Annotated in this window: 26 protein-coding genes and 1 pseudogene; 7 read left to right on the top strand and 20 right to left on the bottom strand. The window is 69.3% G+C overall.

Going from position 1 to position 20,530, the window contains the following annotated elements:
- A partial coding sequence (locus ACLJQZ_RS26300; RefSeq protein WP_410622533.1) for an ATP-binding protein occupies positions 1-339 on the bottom strand: 339 nt, incomplete at its 3' end.
- A gap of 32 nt (positions 340-371) precedes the next feature.
- Entirely contained in the window at positions 372-1,727 is a 1,356-nt protein-coding gene (istA, locus tag ACLJQZ_RS26295) for an IS21 family transposase (RefSeq protein ID WP_410622532.1), read from the bottom strand.
- A gap of 743 nt (positions 1,728-2,470) precedes the next feature.
- Between istA and ACLJQZ_RS26290 the strand changes: the two are divergent.
- Positions 2,471-2,650: pseudogene (locus tag ACLJQZ_RS26290) on the top strand (IS5/IS1182 family transposase); the annotation flags it as partial.
- A 125-nt stretch (positions 2,651-2,775) separates the two neighbouring features.
- Here ACLJQZ_RS26290 and ACLJQZ_RS26285 read toward each other — a convergent pair.
- The 4 genes from ACLJQZ_RS26285 to ACLJQZ_RS26270 form a co-directional block, all read right to left on the bottom strand.
- Complete coding sequence (locus tag ACLJQZ_RS26285) at positions 2,776-3,069, bottom strand: hypothetical protein (protein WP_410622531.1); 294 nt, start codon at positions 3,067-3,069, stop codon at positions 2,776-2,778.
- Between the two features lie 25 nt (positions 3,070-3,094).
- Positions 3,095-4,297: a non-hydrolyzing UDP-N-acetylglucosamine 2-epimerase gene (gene wecB, locus ACLJQZ_RS26280; RefSeq protein ID WP_328452814.1), complete on the bottom strand. Its 1,203-nt coding sequence runs from the start codon at positions 4,295-4,297 to the stop codon at positions 3,095-3,097.
- Positions 4,298-4,389: 92 nt separating this feature from the next.
- Entirely contained in the window at positions 4,390-4,569 is a 180-nt protein-coding gene (locus ACLJQZ_RS26275) for a peptidase (RefSeq protein WP_410622530.1), read from the bottom strand.
- A 38-nt stretch (positions 4,570-4,607) separates the two neighbouring features.
- Positions 4,608-5,297 (bottom strand): choice-of-anchor P family protein, encoded by a 690-nt coding sequence (locus ACLJQZ_RS26270; RefSeq protein WP_410622529.1) that lies wholly within the window; start codon positions 5,295-5,297, stop codon positions 4,608-4,610.
- 699 nt (positions 5,298-5,996) lie between these two features.
- On the opposite strand from ACLJQZ_RS26270, the gene xrtP reads away from it, so the two are divergent.
- Together xrtP and ACLJQZ_RS26260 are read left to right on the top strand one after the other, a co-directional pair.
- Positions 5,997-6,563 carry an exosortase P gene (gene xrtP, locus ACLJQZ_RS26265; protein WP_410622528.1) on the top strand — a complete coding sequence of 189 codons (567 nt, stop codon included), beginning with the start codon at positions 5,997-5,999 and terminating at the stop codon, positions 6,561-6,563.
- Positions 6,563-7,948: a glycosyltransferase gene (locus ACLJQZ_RS26260; RefSeq protein ID WP_410622527.1), complete on the top strand. Its 1,386-nt coding sequence runs from the start codon at positions 6,563-6,565 to the stop codon at positions 7,946-7,948. The genes xrtP and ACLJQZ_RS26260 overlap by 1 nt, the downstream gene beginning before the upstream one ends.
- A gap of 90 nt (positions 7,949-8,038) precedes the next feature.
- Here ACLJQZ_RS26260 and ACLJQZ_RS26255 read toward each other — a convergent pair whose 3' ends face one another.
- The 4 genes from ACLJQZ_RS26255 to ACLJQZ_RS26240 all read right to left on the bottom strand — a co-directional run bounded on the left by ACLJQZ_RS26255 (position 8,039) and on the right by ACLJQZ_RS26240 (position 10,894).
- Positions 8,039-8,194 carry a hypothetical protein gene (locus tag ACLJQZ_RS26255; protein ID WP_410622526.1) on the bottom strand — a complete coding sequence of 52 codons (156 nt, stop codon included), beginning with the start codon at positions 8,192-8,194 and terminating at the stop codon, positions 8,039-8,041.
- 607 nt (positions 8,195-8,801) lie between these two features.
- On the bottom strand, positions 8,802-9,452 hold the full coding sequence (locus ACLJQZ_RS26250) for a response regulator (RefSeq protein ID WP_410622525.1): 651 nt from the start codon (positions 9,450-9,452) through the stop codon (positions 8,802-8,804).
- The gene (locus tag ACLJQZ_RS26245) at positions 9,440-10,687 is read right to left on the bottom strand and encodes a sensor histidine kinase (RefSeq protein ID WP_410622524.1); all 1,248 of its coding nucleotides are present in this window, start codon (positions 10,685-10,687) and stop codon (positions 9,440-9,442) included. Before ACLJQZ_RS26245 ends, ACLJQZ_RS26250 begins: the two co-directional genes overlap by 13 nt.
- A gap of 54 nt (positions 10,688-10,741) precedes the next feature.
- The gene (locus ACLJQZ_RS26240; RefSeq protein WP_410622523.1) at positions 10,742-10,894 is read right to left on the bottom strand and encodes a hypothetical protein; all 153 of its coding nucleotides are present in this window, start codon (positions 10,892-10,894) and stop codon (positions 10,742-10,744) included.
- Positions 10,895-11,156: 262 nt separating this feature from the next.
- On the opposite strand from ACLJQZ_RS26240, the gene ACLJQZ_RS26235 reads away from it, so the two are divergent.
- Both ACLJQZ_RS26235 and ACLJQZ_RS26230 read left to right on the top strand, forming a co-directional pair.
- Positions 11,157-11,579: a hypothetical protein gene (locus ACLJQZ_RS26235; protein WP_410622522.1), complete on the top strand. Its 423-nt coding sequence runs from the start codon at positions 11,157-11,159 to the stop codon at positions 11,577-11,579.
- Positions 11,576-11,833: a hypothetical protein gene (locus ACLJQZ_RS26230; protein ID WP_410622521.1), complete on the top strand. Its 258-nt coding sequence runs from the start codon at positions 11,576-11,578 to the stop codon at positions 11,831-11,833. The genes ACLJQZ_RS26235 and ACLJQZ_RS26230 overlap by 4 nt, the downstream gene beginning before the upstream one ends.
- A 681-nt stretch (positions 11,834-12,514) precedes the next feature.
- Here the strand turns inward: ACLJQZ_RS26230 and ACLJQZ_RS26225 are convergent.
- The 6 genes from ACLJQZ_RS26225 to ACLJQZ_RS26200 all read right to left on the bottom strand — a co-directional run bounded on the left by ACLJQZ_RS26225 (position 12,515) and on the right by ACLJQZ_RS26200 (position 16,961).
- Positions 12,515-12,967, bottom strand: coding sequence for a VOC family protein (locus tag ACLJQZ_RS26225; protein ID WP_410622520.1), 453 nt, complete (start codon positions 12,965-12,967; stop codon positions 12,515-12,517).
- The gene (locus ACLJQZ_RS26220; RefSeq protein WP_410622519.1) at positions 12,964-13,452 is read right to left on the bottom strand and encodes an SRPBCC family protein; all 489 of its coding nucleotides are present in this window, start codon (positions 13,450-13,452) and stop codon (positions 12,964-12,966) included. Before ACLJQZ_RS26220 ends, ACLJQZ_RS26225 begins: the two co-directional genes overlap by 4 nt.
- Positions 13,449-13,775 (bottom strand): ArsR/SmtB family transcription factor, encoded by a 327-nt coding sequence (locus ACLJQZ_RS26215; RefSeq protein ID WP_410622518.1) that lies wholly within the window; start codon positions 13,773-13,775, stop codon positions 13,449-13,451. The genes ACLJQZ_RS26220 and ACLJQZ_RS26215 overlap by 4 nt, the downstream gene beginning before the upstream one ends.
- A 233-nt stretch (positions 13,776-14,008) precedes the next feature.
- Entirely contained in the window at positions 14,009-15,115 is a 1,107-nt protein-coding gene (locus ACLJQZ_RS26210; protein ID WP_410622517.1) for a beta-propeller fold lactonase family protein, read from the bottom strand.
- Positions 15,116-15,213: 98 nt separating this feature from the next.
- Positions 15,214-15,993: a polysaccharide deacetylase family protein gene (locus ACLJQZ_RS26205; RefSeq protein ID WP_410622516.1), complete on the bottom strand. Its 780-nt coding sequence runs from the start codon at positions 15,991-15,993 to the stop codon at positions 15,214-15,216.
- Positions 15,990-16,961 (bottom strand): magnesium transporter CorA family protein, encoded by a 972-nt coding sequence (locus ACLJQZ_RS26200; RefSeq protein ID WP_410622515.1) that lies wholly within the window; start codon positions 16,959-16,961, stop codon positions 15,990-15,992. Before ACLJQZ_RS26200 ends, ACLJQZ_RS26205 begins: the two co-directional genes overlap by 4 nt.
- Before the next feature lie 433 nt (positions 16,962-17,394).
- Here ACLJQZ_RS26200 and ACLJQZ_RS26195 point away from each other — a divergent pair, with 433 nt between their 5' ends.
- The gene (locus ACLJQZ_RS26195) at positions 17,395-17,601 is read left to right on the top strand and encodes a hypothetical protein (RefSeq protein ID WP_410622514.1); all 207 of its coding nucleotides are present in this window, start codon (positions 17,395-17,397) and stop codon (positions 17,599-17,601) included.
- A 170-nt stretch (positions 17,602-17,771) separates the two neighbouring features.
- Here the strand turns inward: ACLJQZ_RS26195 and ACLJQZ_RS26190 are convergent, their stop codons facing one another.
- From ACLJQZ_RS26190 to ACLJQZ_RS26175, 4 genes are all read right to left on the bottom strand, one after another.
- Complete coding sequence (locus tag ACLJQZ_RS26190; protein ID WP_410622513.1) at positions 17,772-18,068, bottom strand: PadR family transcriptional regulator; 297 nt, start codon at positions 18,066-18,068, stop codon at positions 17,772-17,774.
- A gap of 61 nt (positions 18,069-18,129) precedes the next feature.
- The gene (locus tag ACLJQZ_RS26185; RefSeq protein ID WP_410622512.1) at positions 18,130-19,050 is read right to left on the bottom strand and encodes a M56 family metallopeptidase; all 921 of its coding nucleotides are present in this window, start codon (positions 19,048-19,050) and stop codon (positions 18,130-18,132) included.
- A 3-nt stretch (positions 19,051-19,053) separates the two neighbouring features.
- Positions 19,054-19,437: a BlaI/MecI/CopY family transcriptional regulator gene (locus ACLJQZ_RS26180; protein ID WP_410622511.1), complete on the bottom strand. Its 384-nt coding sequence runs from the start codon at positions 19,435-19,437 to the stop codon at positions 19,054-19,056.
- Between the two features lie 68 nt (positions 19,438-19,505).
- Positions 19,506-19,769, bottom strand: coding sequence for a hypothetical protein (locus tag ACLJQZ_RS26175; protein ID WP_410622510.1), 264 nt, complete (start codon positions 19,767-19,769; stop codon positions 19,506-19,508).
- Between the two features lie 76 nt (positions 19,770-19,845).
- Between ACLJQZ_RS26175 and ACLJQZ_RS26170 the strand changes: the two genes are divergently transcribed.
- Complete coding sequence (locus ACLJQZ_RS26170) at positions 19,846-20,460, top strand: phosphatase PAP2 family protein (protein ID WP_410622509.1); 615 nt, start codon at positions 19,846-19,848, stop codon at positions 20,458-20,460.
- Positions 20,461-20,530 lie beyond the last annotated feature (70 nt).

The following is a 20,530-nucleotide window of genomic DNA, read 5'->3' as shown; positions in this document are numbered from 1 at the left end:
CCCGGGCGGCCCGACGAACAGAACATTCGAGGCGTCGTCGAGGAAACGCAACGTCGCGAGGTCCCGGATCAGCTTCTCGTCGACCCCGGGCTGCGCGGCGAAGTCGAAGTCCGACAGCGTCCAGGGATCCGGCAAGCAGGCGAACCGCAACCGGCCGGCGAGTCGGCGGGCTTCGGTGGCGTTGACCTCGATCTCCAGCAGCCGCTCGAGCGCGGCGGTCATGGACAGGTTCTCGTGCCGGACCTCGTCGAGGACCCTGGGGAGGGCTTCGGCGGCGTTGTCCAGTTTGAGGTAGGAGAAGTGCGCACGCAGTTGCTGGTAGCGGCGTGCTTCGCTCATCTGTGGTGCGGACTTGTTGACAGACAACAGGTTCAACCTTCCGTGGATTCATTGGTAGGTGCCCTGTCGAGCTTCGCGGCGGTCGCCGCGTATGCAGACAGGTCGATCACGACGTGGGCCGCGGGCCCCGTCGCGGGCAGGCCGCGCAGTCGTGCCGCTTCGGCCAACGCCGCCGCCGACGGCGGCCGGCGGGTCTTGTGGGTGCAGGGCCGGTCCGTGGTGAACGCGCCCAGCGCGGCCTTCTCCAAGGCGGCGACATGCCCGTCGTCGCGGATCACCCGCCCGGCGCCGTCGAGGGCGCGGCGGTGCACCGCGACCGTCACGCCGCCGGCGGTGACGATGCGCAGCGTGTCCGCGCCGAGCCGATGCCAGACGTGAACAGCGGCGCCGCCCAGGCCCGGCGGAACGGAGTATTGGTTGCCACGAAAGGACACCAGCGCTTGCGGGGTCACGGTCCGGGTCACGTCGAATTCGGCCGGGAACGCCACCAGCGGCGGCGGCCGCAACGCCTCCTCGACAGCCAACTCGGCGACGGTGGTGGGTTCGCCGTCGCGGACCCGGCGGCGGTCGTCCAGCTTGACCGCGAGCCTATCCAACCCGGCTTGCGCCTCGGCGACGGTGGCGTCGTCGGCGACTGTGCGCCACCACCGCTGCGCGGCGGAGTGATTCGCTTTCTCCACAACACTTTTGCGGTTCCCGCGTCGAGGCGGGCAGACCACAGACCGGACTCCGTAATGTTTGGCCGCCTGAGCGAACGCGGCGGTCAGCCGGCCGGTGGACGGGTAGCAGACGGTCGCCATGCGGTCGAAGCGCCAGTCGTGGGTGGTGCCGCCGAGTTTGCGCACGACGAGGTCGAGGGCCTCGATGAGGTGCGGGAAGTCTTCGGCGTCGGCCAGGACACCCCGCCATCGGCCCGAATACGCCAGCGCACCGACCAGCAGATGCGCGTGCCGCCCAACGCCCCACGCCACCGGCGGGTTCGGCAACTCGACCCAGTCGAACTGGGTTTCCTCGCCTGGTGGGTGGGCGATGATCGCGACGTCGCGGCCGCGGGCGACCTGGCACGGCTCGCAGTGCGGCCGCAGCTGGTGGCGGCGCAGCGCGCGGGTGAAGGTCGAATAGCCGCCGCGATAGCCCAGGTCGGCGAGCTCGTCGAGCAGGGTGGACGCCCACAGATGCGGGTCGTCGGCAAGACGGGTCCGGCAGTAGGCCAGGAAGGGGTCAAACGGGTCCGGACCTGCGGGTTTGCGGCTGCCGGGCTCCTGTTCGCCGGACAGGTACCGGCGGATGGTCTTGCGGTCACGTCCGAGATGTCGGGCGATGGCTGAGATCGACCAGCCTTGAGCGCGCAGCGCCTGCGCTTCCACGTCTTCCTCCAGCGAGAGCATCCACCCTCCAGCGACAATCCACGGTGATCAACACCGAAACCGTCACCCGAGGGCCGTTGACCAGCGCAAACGACGCGCCGACAGGACACCCGACTGGGGATTTTCAGAGAGCAGGACTGGCCCTAATCACAGAGCGCCATCACCATCGCCGCGGCCGGCGTGCTCCTCGCGATCCACGACAGCACCGGCCGGTCACGGCCGGGACGCCCCGCCGATCACCGGCGTAGTCACTGAGCCGTCGTGCAGCCGGAAGAGCACGAACTTTTGCTTACCTCGGTGCGCTAGTGCATCTGCGTGGCGAGAACGAGGAAGCCATGGCCTGGATCCGGAAAGCCCGCGGCCCCGGTGGCGTCCCGGCACACTCGGCATCGGGGCTTTGCCGGGTAATCGTGGGGTTGAGACGCGGCTTCGCATGCCGCCGACGCCGGCATCACCGCGACGATGGTCGACCTCGGGGGCTGCTGAAACACCGCGGTGAGGTCGAGAAGACCGAGTTCTGGTTCAGGAAAGCCGCCGAAGGCGGCGACACCTCGGCGGTGTTGCACCTGGGAACACTGTGGCACTACGCGGAAAAGGAGGTGGGGACGGCGTGGATCCGGAAGGCGGCGATTGGTGATCGCTCGCAGGGTGGTGGGCCGGCGCGGGTGGATTACCGGGCGACCTGCAGGGCGATCGTGTTCGGTTTGACCAGCGGGTGCTCGTCGCGGTGTCTGCCGACCGCTCATCGCCCGTTCGCTGAGTAGGCCAAGGCCGGGTTGTGTCCACGGGTGCATCGCACGGTTCTTGATGAATTGGTGCCAGGGCATGATCGACTGGTTCCGCGCGGTTTGTGACGGAGCGTCTGTCAGAGCGAAAACCGGGGATCCATGACCGGCCCGAACCCGGTCGATCGCGGCAAGAGCGGCTCGAAGATCCACATCCTGTCCGGCCTGACCGGCACCCGATACGACAGCTAAACCAGCCACTTCCGCGCCTTCCTCGCCCTCGCCGCCGCCCGCACCTGCCTCAAACACTGCGTCGATTCGGGCTTCTGCTATCGCAGCCAACATCAGCTGAGCCGGCGGCTCGGTCGATCGACCGGACGGAGTTCCTCGGCGAGGATGGTGCTGGCCTGTCGCGCAGCCCGGCGCAACGCTCGGACGGCGGCCACAACCACCAGTAGCGCACTGGCGAGCGCGGCGGCCAGCACCGGGGGGAACGACCCGTTCACGAGGAGGAGGACGGCTGTGCCGGTGATCAGCACCGTAGCCGTCACCTGGATGGTGTGTCGCCAGGCCACCCCGGCGTGAACGTCAAGGGTGCGGTGGAGTTTTCGGCTCAGGATGTCGGCGTGGCTGTGCATCGGATACCTCCGGCGTGACGGGGCGTTATGAGGATGTCGCCGCTACGGCAGGTGCGGGCAGGTCGCGGGGCGAAGGGGTGGGAACCTGTTCCGCGCGGGTCGTGGGCCGGGGCACCTGGAGCAGGTGCTCGATAGCGGCGACGGACTTCTCCGCGGCGTCGCCGGCGCCATAGGGGTTCGAGCCCTGGGTGGGTCGCAGGGTGCCGTCGAGCAACGATGTCGCGGTGGTGGTGATCAGGTCGACGTCGGTGCCGACCAGCCAGGCGCGACCCGCAATCACGCCTTCGGCGCGTTCGGTGTGATCGCGCAGCACGAGGACGGGGGTGCCGAAGCTCGGCGCCTCCTCCTGGATGCCGCCGGAGTCGGTGAGGATCACCGAGGCGATCCGCAGAGCCCGAACGAGATCGGGGTAGCCGAGCGGTTCGGTGATGCTCACCCGGGGGTGGCCGGCCAGCGCGGCCTCGACCTGCCCCCGTACGGCCGGGTTGGGGTGGAGCGGAAAGAGGATGTGCACGTCGGAGTGTTCGGCGAGGATCCGGCGGATCGCGACCAGGATGCGGTCGAGGGGCCGGCCCCAGGACTCGCGACGGTGCGCGGTCACCAGTAGCAGCCGCCTGCCGGTCTGGGCGACCTCCATCTCCAGAAGGGCCAAGGTGGCGTCGCGCGCGGGCAGGTCTCGCGCGGTGATGGCCTGGACGGCGTCGACGATGGTGTTTCCGGTGATGGTGATGCGATACGGAGGAACACCTTCCGCTCGCAGGGCGGCTGCGGCGGCGACGGTCGGTGCCAGGTGCAGCGCGGCGATACGGGAGATCATCTGCCTGTTGCCCTCTTCGGGAAACGGGGAAGCCAGGTCGTGGGTGCGCAGGCCCGCTTCGAGGTGCACGACGGGTACTTGCTGCCAGAACGCGGCCAGCGCGCCGGCCAGCGCCGTGGTGGTGTCACCCTGCACCACGACGGCGGCCGGCGGATGCCGGCGCAGCAACTCGGCCGCGGCGGGCAGAATACCCGCGACCAGTTCGGCTTGTTCGCCGGTGGCGCGGGCCGGGGTGGGCAGCCAGGCGCCGACCTTCAGATCGAAGGGCGCGAGGGCCTGCTCGACCATGACGGGGTGTTGGCCGCTGTGCACGATGATCGGCCGCAGGACGGGATGGTCCTGCAGGGCTGTCGTCAGCGCTGCGATCTTGACCGCCTCCGGGCGGGTTCCTGCCAGCACCATGATGTCCATGTGCGACTCCTCGCTGAAGGGGTGTGGTGTGGTCGGGCCGGACAGCGGCTGCCTGGCGTGCGGGCAGCCGCTGTCCCGCTGCGTGGGCCGAGTCAGCGCCGGCTCTGGCCGAGCCGTCTGCGGCGGTGGTGCAACGCGACGAGAGTGCTGGCGCCCAGGAGCACCAGGAACACGCCGATGGCGAGCCACCACCCGACGTCGGCGCCGGTGTAGGCCAGGGTGCCCACACCGCCACCGGCCACCCCGACGCCTGCGCCTGGCATCTTGTACATCAGAGCCTCACTTCACTCGGTGCGGTGAGCCGGCGTTGTCAGACCGATGTCGCCGAGCGGCGGCGGACGACACCGACACCGACAGGGACGGCGAAGGCGCCGAGCAGCCCGAACGCGATCCACATCCCGGCGCCTGAAGCGAGCGGCACGGGCAGTCCGGCGGGGCCGCAGGTGACCGAGGACACGATCACGTCGCCGGAGCCCAGCGAGCCGAGCACGCCACCGAGCAGTTTCACATGCAGTGCGTTGACGGTGAGGCTGCCGTCGGGATTGTGGATCTGCTCGTTGAGGATGATCGTGGCGATGTGCACCGTGGCGACGTTGACCGCGAGAGTGGTGTTCGGTGCAGGGGTGGCCGCGACCGCACCGAGGCTGCCCAGTGTGGCGTTGAGGAATGTGCTGCTTCCGGTGACACCTTGCTGCGTTGCGGTGCAGTCGGCCTCGATGGCCTGTGCTTTGACGGTTCCCAGCGGAATGTTCAGCAGCGGCAGGCCGACGTTGGCCGTGCTCGCCTTCGCGGTCACCGCGCCGGTGGTGGTGTCACGGGTGGCGGAGGTGGTGATGACGCCGGTGGTGAGGATGCCGGGCGCTGTCACCGTGGCGAGGGTGTTGGTCGTCGGTCCGTTGGTGTTCGACGCGGCCAGCGGGCCGATGTGCACCGCGGGGGAGCCCACCAGGGTGACATCGACGTCGACCCCGTACGCGGAGCCGTCACCGGCGGCCGCCATGGCGGCACCCGCCTCGAGGAGGACTGTGCACGCGACCACGGCGGCGAGGATTCCACCTCGGCGCACAACAACATGCGTTGTCATCAATTGTTCCTCCGAACTATCTCGGCGATGAATGTGTGCGGCCCGCTGCTGGGCACGTCCGGCCGGAGTGAGTCGCTTGGCGTAGTGGTTATCGAATGTCGGCCACCGGAAGATACGAAATGGGCAATTTGATCACCCCTCCGGGTGAGTTTCTGATCCCTTCCCGCAAGTCGGACGCATACTCCTTACCAAGCGTGTGCGCAGCTGTTCAGCAGCCGGGCCGGCCCCCGGATGGCCGGCGGTGCGCGGGATCGCCCGAATGGTCTCAGGTGCCGGTTCCGCGGCGGTGGAGCAGTTGCCCGTGCGCCTGGCAAGGCCGGAAACCCTTTCGGTGTAACGTGATCAGCGGATCTCGGGCGGGCAACGCCGGCGTCCTTCCGCTGTGGACTGACGATTGATACCCGGTGTGCACCACGCGATATCCCCGGCTGTCGTCCAATGGGGACAGCCTCGATCTACACGTGCTGCAGCAGTTCTTCGCAATCGGCACCTGGCTGCTCGGGCTTCGTCCAGGCTGAGCGGCTACCGGTAACACGATGGACGGAATGTCGAACCAATGAGGGTAGCCGTCACCGGCACGGCAGCGGCTCCTCCACGACGGCCAGGAGGTCAATTGTGACTGCCTTCAGTGCCCCAATCCCAGGTCGCGGCCGATTTCGCAAGGGGGCAACGGTCGGCGCGCTGGTCGTATCCGTGCTGGTGCTGGTGGTCCTCGAGCGTGGTTACCGGGTCCTCGAGGTGCAGGTCGCGGGCCTGATTCTTCGTGGCGTGACATCGACGGGAGTCGAAGTGTCCGCCGCTCGGGAGACCGTGTACTTCGGGTTGACCGGCCCCGCTCCGCTGGGGTTGACGATGACTCCCGAGTGCTCGTCGCTGTTCCTGCTGCTGCCGCTAATTCTGGTGGCCGCGGTCATGATCCACTACCGGCCACTCGGTCAGCGGAAAGTGCTGATCGCGTTGGTCATCTCCGTTGTCGCATTGTTTTTCGTCAATCAGTTGCGGTTGCTCATGATCGTCGGCCTGGTGCGGTGGCTGGGTGTCAATAAGGGCTATTACTGGGGTCATACGCTGCTCGGCTCGATGGTCAGCGTCTTCGGCGGCGCGGTCGCGCTGGTGCTGTTCGTGTGGCTCGGTACCCGACGCTCCGGTGGCGCACGATTCACCCGAAAGAGTGATATCTGATGGGCGACGGGTCGCTGAAGGTTTTGCTGGCGGTCACCCAGGCGTTCGCGCTGACGATGAGCGTGGCGTTCATCGTCTACGTCGTGGTGATCGTCGTGCCGTACCTGCGGCGCACCGCGGCGCCGGTGGGAGACCCAGCCGACTTCACGTGGCACTTCTTCGTGCCGTGCCGCGACGAGCAGGCCGTGATCGGCGATACCGTCCGCTACCTGCGGACCACGTTCCCCGGTGCCCACGTCTGGGTCGTCGACGACGATTCCGAGGACGCCACGGCCCAGGTCGTGCGCGCGCTGCGGCGCCGCGGCGGTGGCCATGACCCGTACGTGCACCTCGTCGAACGTCATCGACCGCAGGCCAGGACCGGCAAAGGTGACGCGCTCAACGCCGCGTACGACGCCCTCAACGACTCGATAGCCGTCGGAGTTGCGCGCGACAGCGTCGTGGTCGTGGTCGTCGACGCGGACGGGCGCCCGGCATGGAACTGTCTCGAGGTGTGCGCGGCCGCCCACCTCTTCGGTGACGAAAGCATGGGCGCCGTGCAGCTCGACGTCCGAATGAGCAACGTCGATGCCCGGGCGCCCGGGCGGAACCGGTTTTCCCGCGCGTTCGGATCGAAGCTGGCGCAGTTGCAGGATCTCGAGTTCCGCACGGCGATCGCGGCGATCCAGACCTCGCGCGGCTTCACCGGCACGATCTCGATGGGCGGCAACGGCCAGTTCACCCGGCTCACCGCGCTCGACTCGATCGCGGGCGACAGTGGCCGGCCGTGGCGCGGTTCGCTGCTGGAGGACTTCGAGCTCGGCGTCCACCTGCTGACCGCAGGCTGGCGCACCGGGTTCACCCCTGACTCGTTCGTCGCGCAGGAAGGCTTGTACAGCCTGCGACGGTTCCTCGTGCAGCGCACCCGCTGGGGCCAGGGCACCATGCAGTGCGCGCGGTACCTGCGCCAGATCTGGGATTCACCCCACGTCAGCACCCTCGGTGCGGCCGAGATGATGTACTACCTCGCGCAGCCGTGGCTGCAGCTGCTCGGGTCGCTGCTCTACCCGATCCCGTTCATCTTGTTACTGATCAGCACCGCCGGCGACCCGGCGCAGGTATGGACCTGGTTCACCGGCGGCGCGTGGATCCTGTTCGCGATCTACGGATCGTTCGGACTGCTGCCGTTTGTCGTGTGGGGCCCGATCTACCAGCTGAAGTGCTTGCACAGCAGGAATATTCTCCGCGGCGTCGGGATGGGTATGGCCTACGCGCTCTACATTTACGCCTTCTACATCACATCGTGGCGCGCGGTGACCCGGTTGGTGCGTGGTCGCAACGGCTGGGCCAAAACCCGCCGGAACACCGACACCGCCGTCGGCGTGAAAACCGCACTCGACACCTGATAGCTTGTGACTGGCTGCATCTAATGAAAAGTAGCCTGAATCCGCAGGGTTCGGATTCCCGCAATCTAGTGTCTCGTGATTCTGGTGTCTTTACTTGGAGTTGTTGTCGACGAGTTTCTTGATGGTGGCCTGGACGAGGCGGACCTTGGCGACGATGTCCTCGGCGGTGGCGGTCCAGATGAAGGGTGTGGCATTGGTGTTCCAGTGGGCGATGTAGCTGCGGATCTGGGCGGTGAGGATCTTCACGGAGCTGAAGGTACCCCGCCGGATGGATTGGCGGGTGATGACTCATGGTTACGAATCGATACAATGACGACTCGACGGCCGCGCTCGTTGCAATTTATCAAGCAGAGCGCGCCGGCTCGACATACAAGAACTAAACTTTCCCTACTCAATGGATGGCCTTACTGCCTTTCCGTTGATATGCTTAGCTTCATTTTCGTCCGTTCTTCTGGTCGCCTCGGCAGCGAAGGTTGTTTCTATTGCCCACCTAGAGGGTCAATTCGGCTGCCGGCCTTCCGGCCCAGCGGACGTCGGCAGGTGTGCACGTCGTAGCGAAACGCCGTATCTCCAAGAGTGCTGCCTGCCGACGGGCTATCCGTGGAGCCGGGCGAACAGTTCTCTCGCCTCCTCGGATCGGGCTTCAGCTTCCTCATCCCGGCCCAACGCACGCAACGGCAGGCCCATCCGGTCCAAGGTGCTGGACACGTACCTGAGGTAGCAGTGGGCGGCGCGGTGCGAGAGCTCGCTCGTAGTGCTCGACCGACTCGGCTGGGCGGTGGGCGTGATACTCGATGTAACCGACGGAACGGCTTGGTACTCCAACCGTAGATCGTGATCACGGATGGGAAGGTCAGGCCCGGGACGCTCCGAGGAACCGCAGCACGGCCAGGACGCGGCGGTGGTCCGTGTCGACCACGGGCAGGTCAAGCTTGGCGAAGATGTTGTTGATGTGCTTCGCCACGGCGCTCTCGCTGACCACCAGCGCCTGCGCGATGCCGGCATTGGAGCGCCCCTCGGCCATCAGGCCGAGCACTTCCCGTTCGCGGGGGGTCAGCCGCGCGAACGGGTCGCTGTCGCGCCGCAGCAGCAACTGGGCGACGACCTGCGGGTCCAGGGCCGTGCCCCCGTCCGCCACCCGCCGGAGGGCCGCCACGAAGTCGGCGACATCGGCAACCCGCTGCTTGAGCAGGTAGCCCACACCGCTGGTGTTCGCAGACAGCAGGTCAGCCGCGTACCGCTCCTCCACGTACTGCGAAAGCAGCACCACCGGCGTCCCCGGCCAGCGCCGACGGATCTCCATCGCCGCCCGCACCCCCTCGTCGGTGAAGCCGGGCGGCATCCGGACGTCGATCAAGGCGAGTTCGGGCCGGTGCTCCGCCACTGCCGCCAACAGTCCCTCCGCGTCGCCGGCTTCCGCGGCGACCTGGAACCCGCCCATCTCCAGCACCTTGATCAGGCCGACCCGCAACAACACCGAATCCTCGGCGATCACCGCGCGCACGGCAGCTCCGCGGTGATGGTGGTGGGCCCGCCAACGGGGCTGCTGACGTGGAAGGCCCCGTCGAGGGAGCCGACCCGCTTGGCCAGCCCGGTCAGCCCCGTGCCGGCGGCGTCGGCACCGCCCAGCCCGTCGTCGGTGACGCGCACGCGCAGCACCTCGCCGACCTGACGGACCAGCACCTCCGCACGCATCGCGTTGGCGTGCTTCGTGGCATTGGTCAGCGCCTCGGAGATCACGAAGTACGCGACTGACTCCACATTGGGCGCCACCCGCTCCTCCAGATCGACCCGCAACCGCACCGGCACGGGCGTGCGGGCAGCCAGCCCGGACAACGCCGCGTCCAGGCCTCGGTCTTCGAGCACGGCCGGGTGCAGCCCCCGCACCAGGTCATTGAGTTCGCTGATCGCCTCCTTCGCCTCCAGGTGCGCTCTCTCGATCACCTCGCGGGCATCACTCGGCAGGTCCGGGCGGGTGGCCATGGCCAGACCCAGGTTGACCGCGAGGGACACCAACCGCTGCTGGGTGCCGTCGTGCAGGTCGCGCTCGATCCGGCGGCGCTCCGCGTCGACGGCCTCGATCAAGTCGGTCCGGCTCACGGCCAGCTGATCGACCCGCTCCTGGAGCCGCTGCGCCCGGCTGGGCCCGAGCAGGCCCGACGCCAGCCGCGCCTCGGCCCGGGCCACTGCCCGCGCGGTCCAGGGCAGAGCGCACAGGAGGAGGAGCCCAGCCGCGGTGTAAGCCGGCAGCTGGGTCAGGTAGCCGAACCAGTCCTGGCGGATTCCGGTCGGCAGCGCCCATGACCAGGCGTAGGCGGTGACGCCCGCCAGGCACGCCGCTGCCACCGCGAGCACCAGCAGCTCCAGCAGCGCGAGCAGCGGGCCCAGCAGGAGGTGGTAGCCGATCTTGCGCCAAGGCCGCGTCGCCGCGAGCCACCGGGCGGTCGAGGCCCACGTCCATTGTTCCGCTGCGGTGGGGGTGAGCCGGGGGACGTCCACACCGATGAGCGCCCGGTAGCGAGCCCGCTGAACGGCCGTCAGCACCGGGGTGCCGAGCAGGACCAGGGCGGCCGACACGGAAACCGTGAGGAGCCAGTTCCCCGTCCTGGCGGTAGTCGTCGCCGCCCAGCCCGCCCACACGGGCACCAGCGCCAGGTGCGGCAGCACACCCGCGGCAAGAAAGCCGGTGTCCCGCCGCGCCCGGAGGACCGTGCGTCTCAGTCCGGCTGGAATCGTCATGGCACGACGCTAGGGCACCGCAGGAAGACGGTGCCATGAAACCTGGACCCGATCTCATGGTGAACCTAGGTTCACCTGAACCGCGGTCAGCACCGGGACAGCAGTGAAGATCACCCCGCTGGAGGCGATGTCCCTGGCGAACTTCACGTCGGTCCGGTGCAGGCCGAACGAGAGCGCGGAGCTGATCGACGAGGTGATCAGCTGCACGGACGCTCCGGCCGCGACGAACCCGAGAGCCGGCGATACGTCGTTCCCGCCCGCGGGGTGCCGTGTCCATGATCCGACGGTAACCGAGCCGGGACCGGCGCCACCATCCTGCAGCTACCCGGACCGGTGCGGTAGCAGGCACCCCCACGAAGTCGGAACCACGGGCTACTGATCTCGGCCGGTTCCGGCGGCAAAGTTCTGCCGCAGGGCTGCCCCGCACCGGCGTCGGCAGCATCGGCACGACGTTCAGTGGAGGAATTTCATGACCGTTCAGACGATTCCCTGGCCGCCATGCCCGGCGACGTCGCCGGGTGCCCGGCCCAGGTGGGTGCCCGGCGTGCTGGGCGCGGTGGCGGCGGGCATGGTGCCGTGGATGTTCGTGCTGGGCCGGACCCTGCCCGAGACCACCCAGGTACGGCATTGGCCGGCCGTGTGGATCGGACTCGACCTGGCCATGGCGCTCGGCTGCGCGACCACCGCGCGGTGGTACCACCGGGGCGATGCCCGCGCCCGCCTGTCAGCCTCGGCGGTCGCGGCACTCACGGGGATGGACGCCTGGTTCGACGTCCTCACCGCCCTGCCCGGCACCGAATTCACCCAGGCCCTCGTCTGCGCGGTCCCGGAACTGGCCCTGGCCGGACTGTGCACCTGGCTCGCCCTGCGCGATACGGAAAGGCCGTCATGAAAACGAGAACATCCGCGACTGCGGCGGTCGAGCCGGGCAAGATCCCCAACCCGGAAGACGCGGTCGAGAACAAGCTCCACAGTGCCGTCCGCTCCGGCCTGATCCCGCCGGCCACCGCGCAGAAGGCAATCGCCGGCAACTGGACCACCGCCTTCGACGACGCCGGCTCCGCATCGCCGGCGGCAAGGTCTGCCTCCGAGACACCCCGGCCCAGTGCACCACCAGCCAATTGCGGTGACGAAGACGGCAACTGATCACCCACCTCGCCCCGTGACTTGGAGCTCGCTGGAGACGTCCTGCGTAGATCGGATGGCGGAACCCGGTGAGGGCCCGGATCGTGACCTGACGCCGGCGTCGGTGAGGATTACGGCGGGAGTAGCGGCCCGGCGACGAATCCATCGCCGTGATCGCTCTGCCGCATCTCGCCGTCATGCACCAGCCGGTGCGCGATGTGCCGACCGACGCCCTTGCAACCCGCCACCGCCCATACCCGTTCGATGCACCGGCGCCCGGCCGCAGGACGGTTGCCGGACACCACGGAACGCACTCTTCTGCCGATGTGTGCGGGCGTCGGGACCTCGTCGGCCGGGAGCTGGTGGCGGTGTCACGAGGAACTCGCGATGCGGTGGCTCGGCGCGGGGAGTGTCGGCACGCCGGTGCACACGGCGCTGCTGCGGGCTTACGGTGGTGAAGATCGGCCGTGGTGTGGTGTGTGAGACGACGTGGCTGCCCGAGCCGGACCTTATGACGCTCGGGGGACGGCGCCGTCGTCGACCGCGGCTGCGTGCTCCAGACTCACCTGTTCCAGGATCGGGTGCTGCAGCTGGGCCCGGTGACGCTCGGCCCGGGGGCCCTTGATCGGTGCGCGGTTGACCGGGTAACGCGGCGCAGGAATGCCCAGCCGCCCGCGGTCGGCGGCTTTTGGTGAACGGTGGTCAGCGCCAGGGCATGTGCTGGAGGCACCAGGTGTTGCCGTCCGGGTCGGCGAAGTAGGCGTAGAACACGCCGCCCATGTCCTCGACGGCGCCGACGTCCACGCCACGTTCGACGAGCTGAGCGCGCGCCTGCTCGATGTCGGCGACCACCAGGTGCAGGCCGCGCACGGTGCCCGGCGGCATGGTGAGGGCAGGCACTCCCTCGGTGAGGGAGATCGAGCAGGCCGAGCCGGACGGGGTGAGCTGCACGATGCGGACGCCGTCCGCCGGGCGTACGTCGACGTCGAGGGTGAATCCGAGCAGGTCGCGGTAGAAGGCCGTGGCGCGGTCGATGTCCGTGACCGGCACGGGGACGAGTTCGAGCAGGTACGCGCCGGGGAGTACGGGCGGGTTGCCGGGATCGGCGGCGATCGTCGTGGGGTCGGCGGGGATCTCGGTGACGGGGTCGTTCATGAGTGGTCTCGTTTCTCGTGGTCGAGCAGGGATGCGAGGCGGCCGTACGCCTCGCCGGCACCGCGCCGCATCGGGCTGCGCACGACCTGGTCGCGGATGTCCGGTGACGGGTACTGCGCGGTGACGGTCATGGTGGTGTGGCCGCCGGTCTCGGCCAGGACGGTGGTGACGAGCGCGGTGCCTTCGGGCCAGCCTCGGTGGATTTCGGTCTGCACGAGACGCACGGGTGGCTCGACTTCGCGGAACACGCCGTACATCTCCATTTCCGCGCCGCCGGGGCCGTGGGAGACGAAGCGCCAGGCGCCCCCGGGGCGCAGGTCGACGTCGCAGCCGGTCAGGTGCCAGCCGTGGGCGCCGTGCCAGCGGCGCAGCAGTTCGGGCCGCGTGAGGGCGGCGAAGACGAGGTCGGCGGGAGCGGCGAATTTCCGGGTGAGCACGAGCCCGGTGGCGCCCGCCTCGGTGACCTGAAGTCCCGGGAGTGTCATGGCTGCAGGTCTTTCAGGAGGTCGTCGAGCTGGCGATAGCTGGCTTCCCAGTAGTCGCGGTAGCCGGCCAGCCAGGCCGTGGCCGCCTTGAGTGGTTCGGCCACCAGGCGGCACGGCCGGCGCTGGGCGTCCCGGCCGCGTTTCACCAGCCCGGCCCGCTCGAGCACGCGGAGGTGTTTCGACACGGCGGGCTGGCTCATCGCGAAGGGGACGGCCAGCTCCGTGACGGTGGCGTCGCCGGTCGCGAGCCGGGCGAGGATGGCCCGCCGGGTGGGGTCGGCGAGTGCGGCGAACGTCGCGTCCAGGGTGCTGCCCGTGACCATACATAACCTCCTGGTTCTGTAACCATGTGGTTTATATATGCAGCTCAGAGTCGTGTCAAGCGACTGACTGCGGTCTGTTGTGCGCAGGTCAAAACTCGGCGCGTTGGGCTGGAACGCCTTGTAGGCAGGCCCGCAAGCCCGCTGATCGACATGCATAAGCGCTGCGCGAGCGGCCGCCGTTCGATCCGGACGCGACCTGACCGATCAAGGCGCGGTGTGATCGGTCGTGCTGGTCAACGGGTGATGCCGGTGTGCCCCAGGGAGTACCGGCCGGGCTGCGGCCAGACGCACAGCCCGTGTGGTTCGTTGCCGACCGGGATCTTACGGATCAGTGAACCGTCCTTTGTGGAGAGCACGTAGACGGTCCGGTCGTAGCGTCCGGAAAGCCACAGCTGGGTGCCGTCCGCGGTGACGTTGCCCATGTCCGGGCTGCCGCCGCCGGGCAGGTGCCACACCGTGACCGGAGCGCCGGTGTAGGCGTCGAGCACGCTGATACTGCCTTCGTGCCGGTTGGTGACGTAGAGCTGTTTGGCATCTCGGGACAGGTACAGGCCGTGGGCGCCGCGGCCGGTGGGGATGAAGCGGAGCACGTGCGTCGCGGCGCCGTCGAGCACCCAGAGGCCGTTCGCGTCGGAATCGGCGATGTAGAAGACCGAGCCGTCCGGTGCGAGCTTGATGTCCTGCGGGCCCATGCGGGTGTTGCGGTGGGGCATGTCGACCATGCGCAGCAGCCGGTGGGAGGCCACGTCGACGACGGCGACCCGGCCGGCGAACTCGCAGGTGAAGACGGCCGTGCGGCCGTCGGGGGAGAAGTCGGCGTGGTCGATGCCCCCGCAGTCGGGTGCGGCGGTCTCGTCGTGGACCTGCCACGTGCGCGGGTCGTACCAGACCAGCTTGCGTAGCCGTTCCGCGACCGAGATCGCGTACTTGCCGTCCGGGGTGAAGTACATGTTGTACGGATCCACGACGGGAATCGCCTTGCCCGGTTGCCCGGTGCGCGGGTCGAACGGCAGGACGTGGTCGCCGCGGTCGTCGGTGGCGTACAGGGTGCGCATGTCCCACGACGGCACGACGTGCTGAAGTTCCTTGCCCGCCGGGTATTTGGCGATCACCTGGTACGTGGCGGGGTCGATCACCCAGACGTCACCGGATCCGCTGTGCGGCACGTAGACCAGCGGCTTGTCCGCCGCGACCGCGGCCGAGAGCATGCCGGGGCCGGCGGCGGCGTCCACGTCGTGTGGATCGGTGACGGCGGGCATGCCGGGCAGCGGGTCGAGCGCCGGTGGTGGCGGGGTGGGCAGGTGTGGCAGCCCGGCGGTCGGAGGGACCGGCCCGCTCATGCCCGGCATCGTGTCGCCGGGGTTCGGTTGGCTCCCGGATGAGCAGCCGGCGGCGAGGAGGGCAGTGACTGCCACGGTGGTGAGCCGGAGTCGCATCGTCACGCCAGCAGCTCGGACGCGGTGACCAGGGTGAGTCCGCGGCCCGCGAGGTCGGCCAGGACGCCGGGGAGCGCGGCAACGGTCCCCGGGTGCCCGAGGTGCATGCTCACCACGCTCCCCGCGCGGGCCTTCGCCACCGCGGAGCGGATGGCCGCCGGGCCGGGATCCTTCCAGTCCAGGGAATCCACGTCGTAGGACAGCACTTTCGCGTAACCGGCTTTGCCGGCTTCGACGAGTTCCTGTTCGGTGGCGTGCTGTCCCTGGGACTGGCGGAAGAAGCCTCCGGGCGATCCGGTCAGTTCGACGAGCTTGTCCCGGCAGCGCTGGATTTCCGCGTACATCGGCTCCGCCGCGTATCCGGAGAGGGCCGGGTGGCTCCAGGTGTGGTTGCCCAGCTCGTGTCCGCCGTCGCGCACCATGCGCGCGGCGTCCGGGTGCGCGGCGAGCCAGGTCCCCACCGCCAGCACGGTGATCCGCGCGTTGTGCTGGTGCACCAGGTCCAGCACCTGGCGGGTGACCTGCGGATCACCCGCGCCGTGGAAGGTCAGTGCGACTTGCGGGCGGCCGCTGGTGGAACGGCTCACCTCGGTGGCCGGCCCCAGCGGGTGCGCCGAGGACGGTGGTGCGCTCGGGGACGGCGTCGCACCGGACGGCGAGGTGGTCGTCGGGGCGGCGGTGGTCGCGGGCGCCGGGTTCTGGCCGGGTGCCGAGCACGCCGTCAGAGCCGCGGCGCCCAGTGTCATGCCGAGCAGGCGGCGTCTGGTCAGGGGATCGTTCACAGCCAGTCCCGTTTCTTGAAGGAGGCGTACAGCCCGGCGGACAGCACGATGATCACCAGGGTGGACGTCCAGAAGCCGGCGACGGATTGGAACCCGGGGTAGGGGACGTTCTGGCCGTAGAACCCGGTGACGGCCGTGGGGATGGCGATGATCGCCGCCCAGCTGGTGACCTTCTTCATGATCGTGTTGAGGCGGTTGCCCTGGATGTTGAGCTGCGTTTCGCGGATCGTGGTGACCAGGTCGCGCAACGACTCCGTCCACTCGGAGGCGCGCAGCACGTGGTCGTAGACGTCCTGGAAGTAGGGTTGCATCTCGCCGTCGGCGATGTGCAGGTCGCGGCGCATGATCGAGTTGACGACCTCACGCATCGGCAGCACGACCCGCCGCACCTGCACCAGGCTCTTGCGGAGCGCGAACGATCGGCGTTGCATGTCGGCGTAGTGCGGCCGCTCGTCGAACACGAGGTCCTCGAGCTGCTCGATCTGCTCGTCGAGGGCCTGCACGACCGCGAAGTGGCCGTCGACGACGTAGTCGAGCAGGCCGTGCACGAGGAACCCGACGCCGTTCCCGGCCAGTTCGCCGGCCGAGTCCCAGCGCGCGATCACGTCATCGATCGCGAAGTTCTCGTCCTTGCGCACGGTGACCAGTGCCTGACCGGTGATGAACGCGGCCAATTCGGAGACGACCAGCGTTCCCGTCGTCTCGTCCAGCACGGCGGAGTACGCGGTCAGGAAGGCGTGGGAGCCGTAGCGGTCGAGCTTGGCGCGCTGGTGTTCGTGGACGGCGTCTTCGACCGCGAGCGGGTGCAGGCCGAGCTCTTCGCTGATCGCGGTGAGGTCATCCGCCGTCGGAGCGCAGAAGTCCAGCCAGACCGTCGCTTCGGGATCGGCGAGGTGGTCCGAGACGTCGGCGACGGGGAACCCTTCGGCTTCGAGCAGTCCCTTGCGGTACAACCGGGTGCGTGACATGAGTGCGCGCCGATCAGCTCGCCGCCGTACGCCGGCGGGACCGGTCCGCCGGCCACCTCGCTGCCCCGGGGGAGATCGGGCAGCCGGTCCTGGCGAACAGCACTCCATCAGCTCCTGACGCAACAGTAATCTGCTCGTCCTCGCCGGACGAGCACCGCCGAACCTTTCCGGAAGGTCGCTGTGAAGACGCTGAGAGTGTTTCGGGCGAGGTGCGGCCCGTCGGCAAATCGCCGATGTGACGGTGGGTCTGCGGTCGTCCCACAAGGCTCGCCCTTCGGCCGCCGGTAAGTCGTCGCGCCGCTGATCGCCGCGCTCGGGATTCTGCGGCCGTCGCGGTGTCCGGGTTAGCAGAAGGCAAAACCTGCCGCGTGCTGTGTCGCCGGATGGGCTGATGGCCGACCGTCGACGGCGGCCGCTGCGCTTGGATGGGATCATGCGCAAGCTTCCGCAGATCACTGTCGTGTTCTGGATCATGAAGATCGCGGCGACCACGTTGGGCGAGACGGCCGGGGACCTGATCGCCCAGACCATGCGGGTGGGCGACCTCGTGAGCTCGCTGATCCTCATCGGTCTCTTCCTGGCGAGCCTGACGACGCAGCTGACGGCAAAGACTGGTGCCGCCGGGCCAGCGGGTAGCTGAGCCGGCTCTTGCCGGTGCCGGACGCGCTGCCGAGCAGCAGCACCCGCCAGTCACGCTCGCTGGGGTCGCTCACGACCGCGGGCCGCTCGTGCGGACCTCCGCCGCCAGGTCCGTGCCCCAGCGGTCCCGGAACGCCCGTGGGTAGAGCCGGACCAGCCGCTGCGCGACGGTCATGCCGGCCGCACGCCGAGCCGCCGGAGTCCCGCGTCGGCCACCTTGGCCATGGCCCGCAGCTCGCGCTCCAGGACGGTCCGTCCCTGATCGGTGATGCGCACCGGACGCTGGCGGCCTTCGCCCTCGAGAGCGTCGACCAGCCCCTTCGCCTCCAGGCGGGCGAGGGCGCCGTAGAGGCTGCCCGGCCCCAGTCGTTCGCCGGTCAGCTCGTCGATCGCGGTGTTGACGGCGTAGCCGTGCAGCGGCCCGTCGGTCAGCGCATAGAGCACGAGGATCTGGGCGTCGTTCGGCATCCGCGTCACGCTACTACGCGTCGAGTAGTACGCGCAACGTAGCGATGGGAGAGCCGGAGGATCAGTCGGACTGGTGTCCCGCTTGGGCCGATTCGATGGTGCGGCGGAGGTCGGTGACCGAGTCCAGCGCGGTTCCCGCGGACCACGCTGTGATGCCGAGGACCACTGCGGCCGCGAGCAGCGCGGCCGGAAGGCGGCGGCGCTGGGCCGTCAGCAACGCCTTGACGCGGCGGGGGACCGGGCCACCGGTCGCGGCGAGGGCGAACGTCGGCCGGGACGGCCCGGCCAGCGCGGCTTTGGCCACGGCGTGGGCGACCACCGTGCGGTCGCCCACCTGCTCGGCGGCGGCCTCGTCGGCCCAGCGCTCCAGAGCGAACCGGGCGGCCGTGCACAGCGGGCGCAGCAACGGGTTCAGCGTGCCGGCCAGCGTGACGGCGACGAGGAAGTGGTGGTGGCGCAGGCGAAGATGGGCGCGCTCGTGTGCGAGCAGGGCGGTGCGTTCGCGCGGGGAGAGGGCGCTGAGCATGCCGCTGGAGATCGCGATCCGGCCGCCGCGCCCGGGTGCGGCGAACGCCACCGGTTCGTCGCCGGGCAGGATGACCACGCCCGGTTCGCGGCTGTGGTCGTCGAGTTCGCGGGTCAGGGCGCGGATCCAGCGCGCGTAGCCGATCGCGGTGCGGACGAACGCGACGGCGAGCCCGGCGAGCAGCAGCCCGCAGACGGCCGACGCCGGGAGGTTGATCGGATCCAGCCCGCGCAGCACCGCAGGTGACCAGTGTCCAGCGCGCGCGACCACCGGGACGAGCGTCAAGCCGGCGAAGGCCTGCAGCGCCAAGGTGATGGTGCTGCCGGTGGCCAGTACGAGACAGCCGGCCGTGAGCAGCCAGCTCGCTTCCCGGGGCGGGAGCCTGGGGGCGACGATCCGGGCCAACGGCCAGGCGGCGAGCGGCAGGATCAGCGGGACCCAGACGTCGAGGTCCACGGCTCAGTCCCCGGTGCCGGACTCGCCCAGGAGCTTCCGCAGCTCGCGTTCGTCCGATGTGGACAGGTTCGAGACGAAGCGGGCGAGCACGCTGCGGCGGTCCGGCTCGTTGTCGAGCACCTTGGTCATCCGCCGCGCTGCCAGGCCGGGTTCGTCCTCGACGGCGTGGTAGCGGAACGACCGGCCCTGCTTTTCGCGGGCGGCGACGCCCTTGTCGTGCAGGCGCGAGAGGATCGTGACCACGGTTGTGTAGGCGAGGTCGCCGTCGAGGCGTTCCTGGACGTCCGCCGGGGCGAGGGGGCCGTCGGCTTCCCACAGGATCGCCAGGACCTCCGCCTCGAGCGCGCCGGGGGCTCGTCGCGTGCCTTCGTCCCGCTGCATCCTCATGGCCGCATTCTACAGAAGTGTCGTACCCGGCCGGCCGAGGCGGAGGCCGCGGCGGGCGTCGCCGATGATCAGGGGCAGCGCGCCGAGCGTGGCCCGCCCCAGCGTCGTTGCCGATGGTGACGTCCGTCGAGGGTGCGCAGGGTCCGGTCCCAGCTGCGCGGGGCGGTCTGCAGCCGGCGCAGGTACGGCCGGCACAACCGTCCGCCCAGCGCGGGCGGCAGGAGGCCCAGGAAGCCGAGCACCTCGACCTCGTGCCCGCTCAGCCGCGCCGTCCGGGCGTCCGTGGCCCTCGATGCCGAAGTTCTCCAGGCTTGTAGATCAATGCGCGGCAAGAAAGCGATTCGCTACATCTACACTGGAGTAGAACTTCTAGAAGACTGTAGATGTACGGCGGAAGGGGACACTCGCGTGGACGGCGGGGCAATCGATGGCAGCTGGTACCTCGCGGTGCTGGGGTTCGCCCGGGAAACCCCGTGGCTGCAGGGGTTCATGGCGATCTACACCAACGCGGCCCTGGTGCTGCTCGCCCTGCTGGCGGTCGTGACCTGGTGGCGGCTGCGCCCCCGCGATGCGGCCCGCATGGCCGCCGCGTTGTGGGTCCCGCTCGCCGTCGCGCTGGCCTACGGCCTGAGCAACCTCGTGAAGATCCTCGTCCAGGAGCCGCGGCCGTGCATCCGATATCCGGCGGTGCCCACCGTGGCGACCTGCGACTACGCCACGGACTACTCGTTCCCCAGCAACCATGTCACGCTCGCCGTCGCCGCGGCCGTCGCTCTGCTGTTCGCCGCGCGCCGCACCGGCCTGGTCGCGCTCGGGCTGGCCCTGCTGGTCGCGTTTTCGCGCATGTACCTGGGCGCGCACTACCCGCACGACGTGCTCGCCGGAGCTGTTCTCGGTGCGCTGGTCGCGTGCCTGGGCCTGCCGCTGCGTCGCCCGATGACGGCCCTCGTCGACCACTTGCGGGACGGAGCCCTGCGGCCGCTGGCCGGAGCGGGCGAACGGACCGCGGTCGTGGCCCGGTGACGTGAGTCCGTTGTGGACATTCGCTCGGCCGGCCGTACGCCGTACAGTTGCGTTCACCCGACGAAGGCAG

Source organism: Amycolatopsis sp. cmx-8-4 (assembly GCF_046548675.1).
Classification (GTDB): domain Bacteria; phylum Actinomycetota; class Actinomycetes; order Mycobacteriales; family Pseudonocardiaceae; genus Amycolatopsis.
The sequence above is the reverse complement of the archived record's forward strand: the minus strand, read 5'-3'. Positions and strand labels throughout refer to the sequence as shown.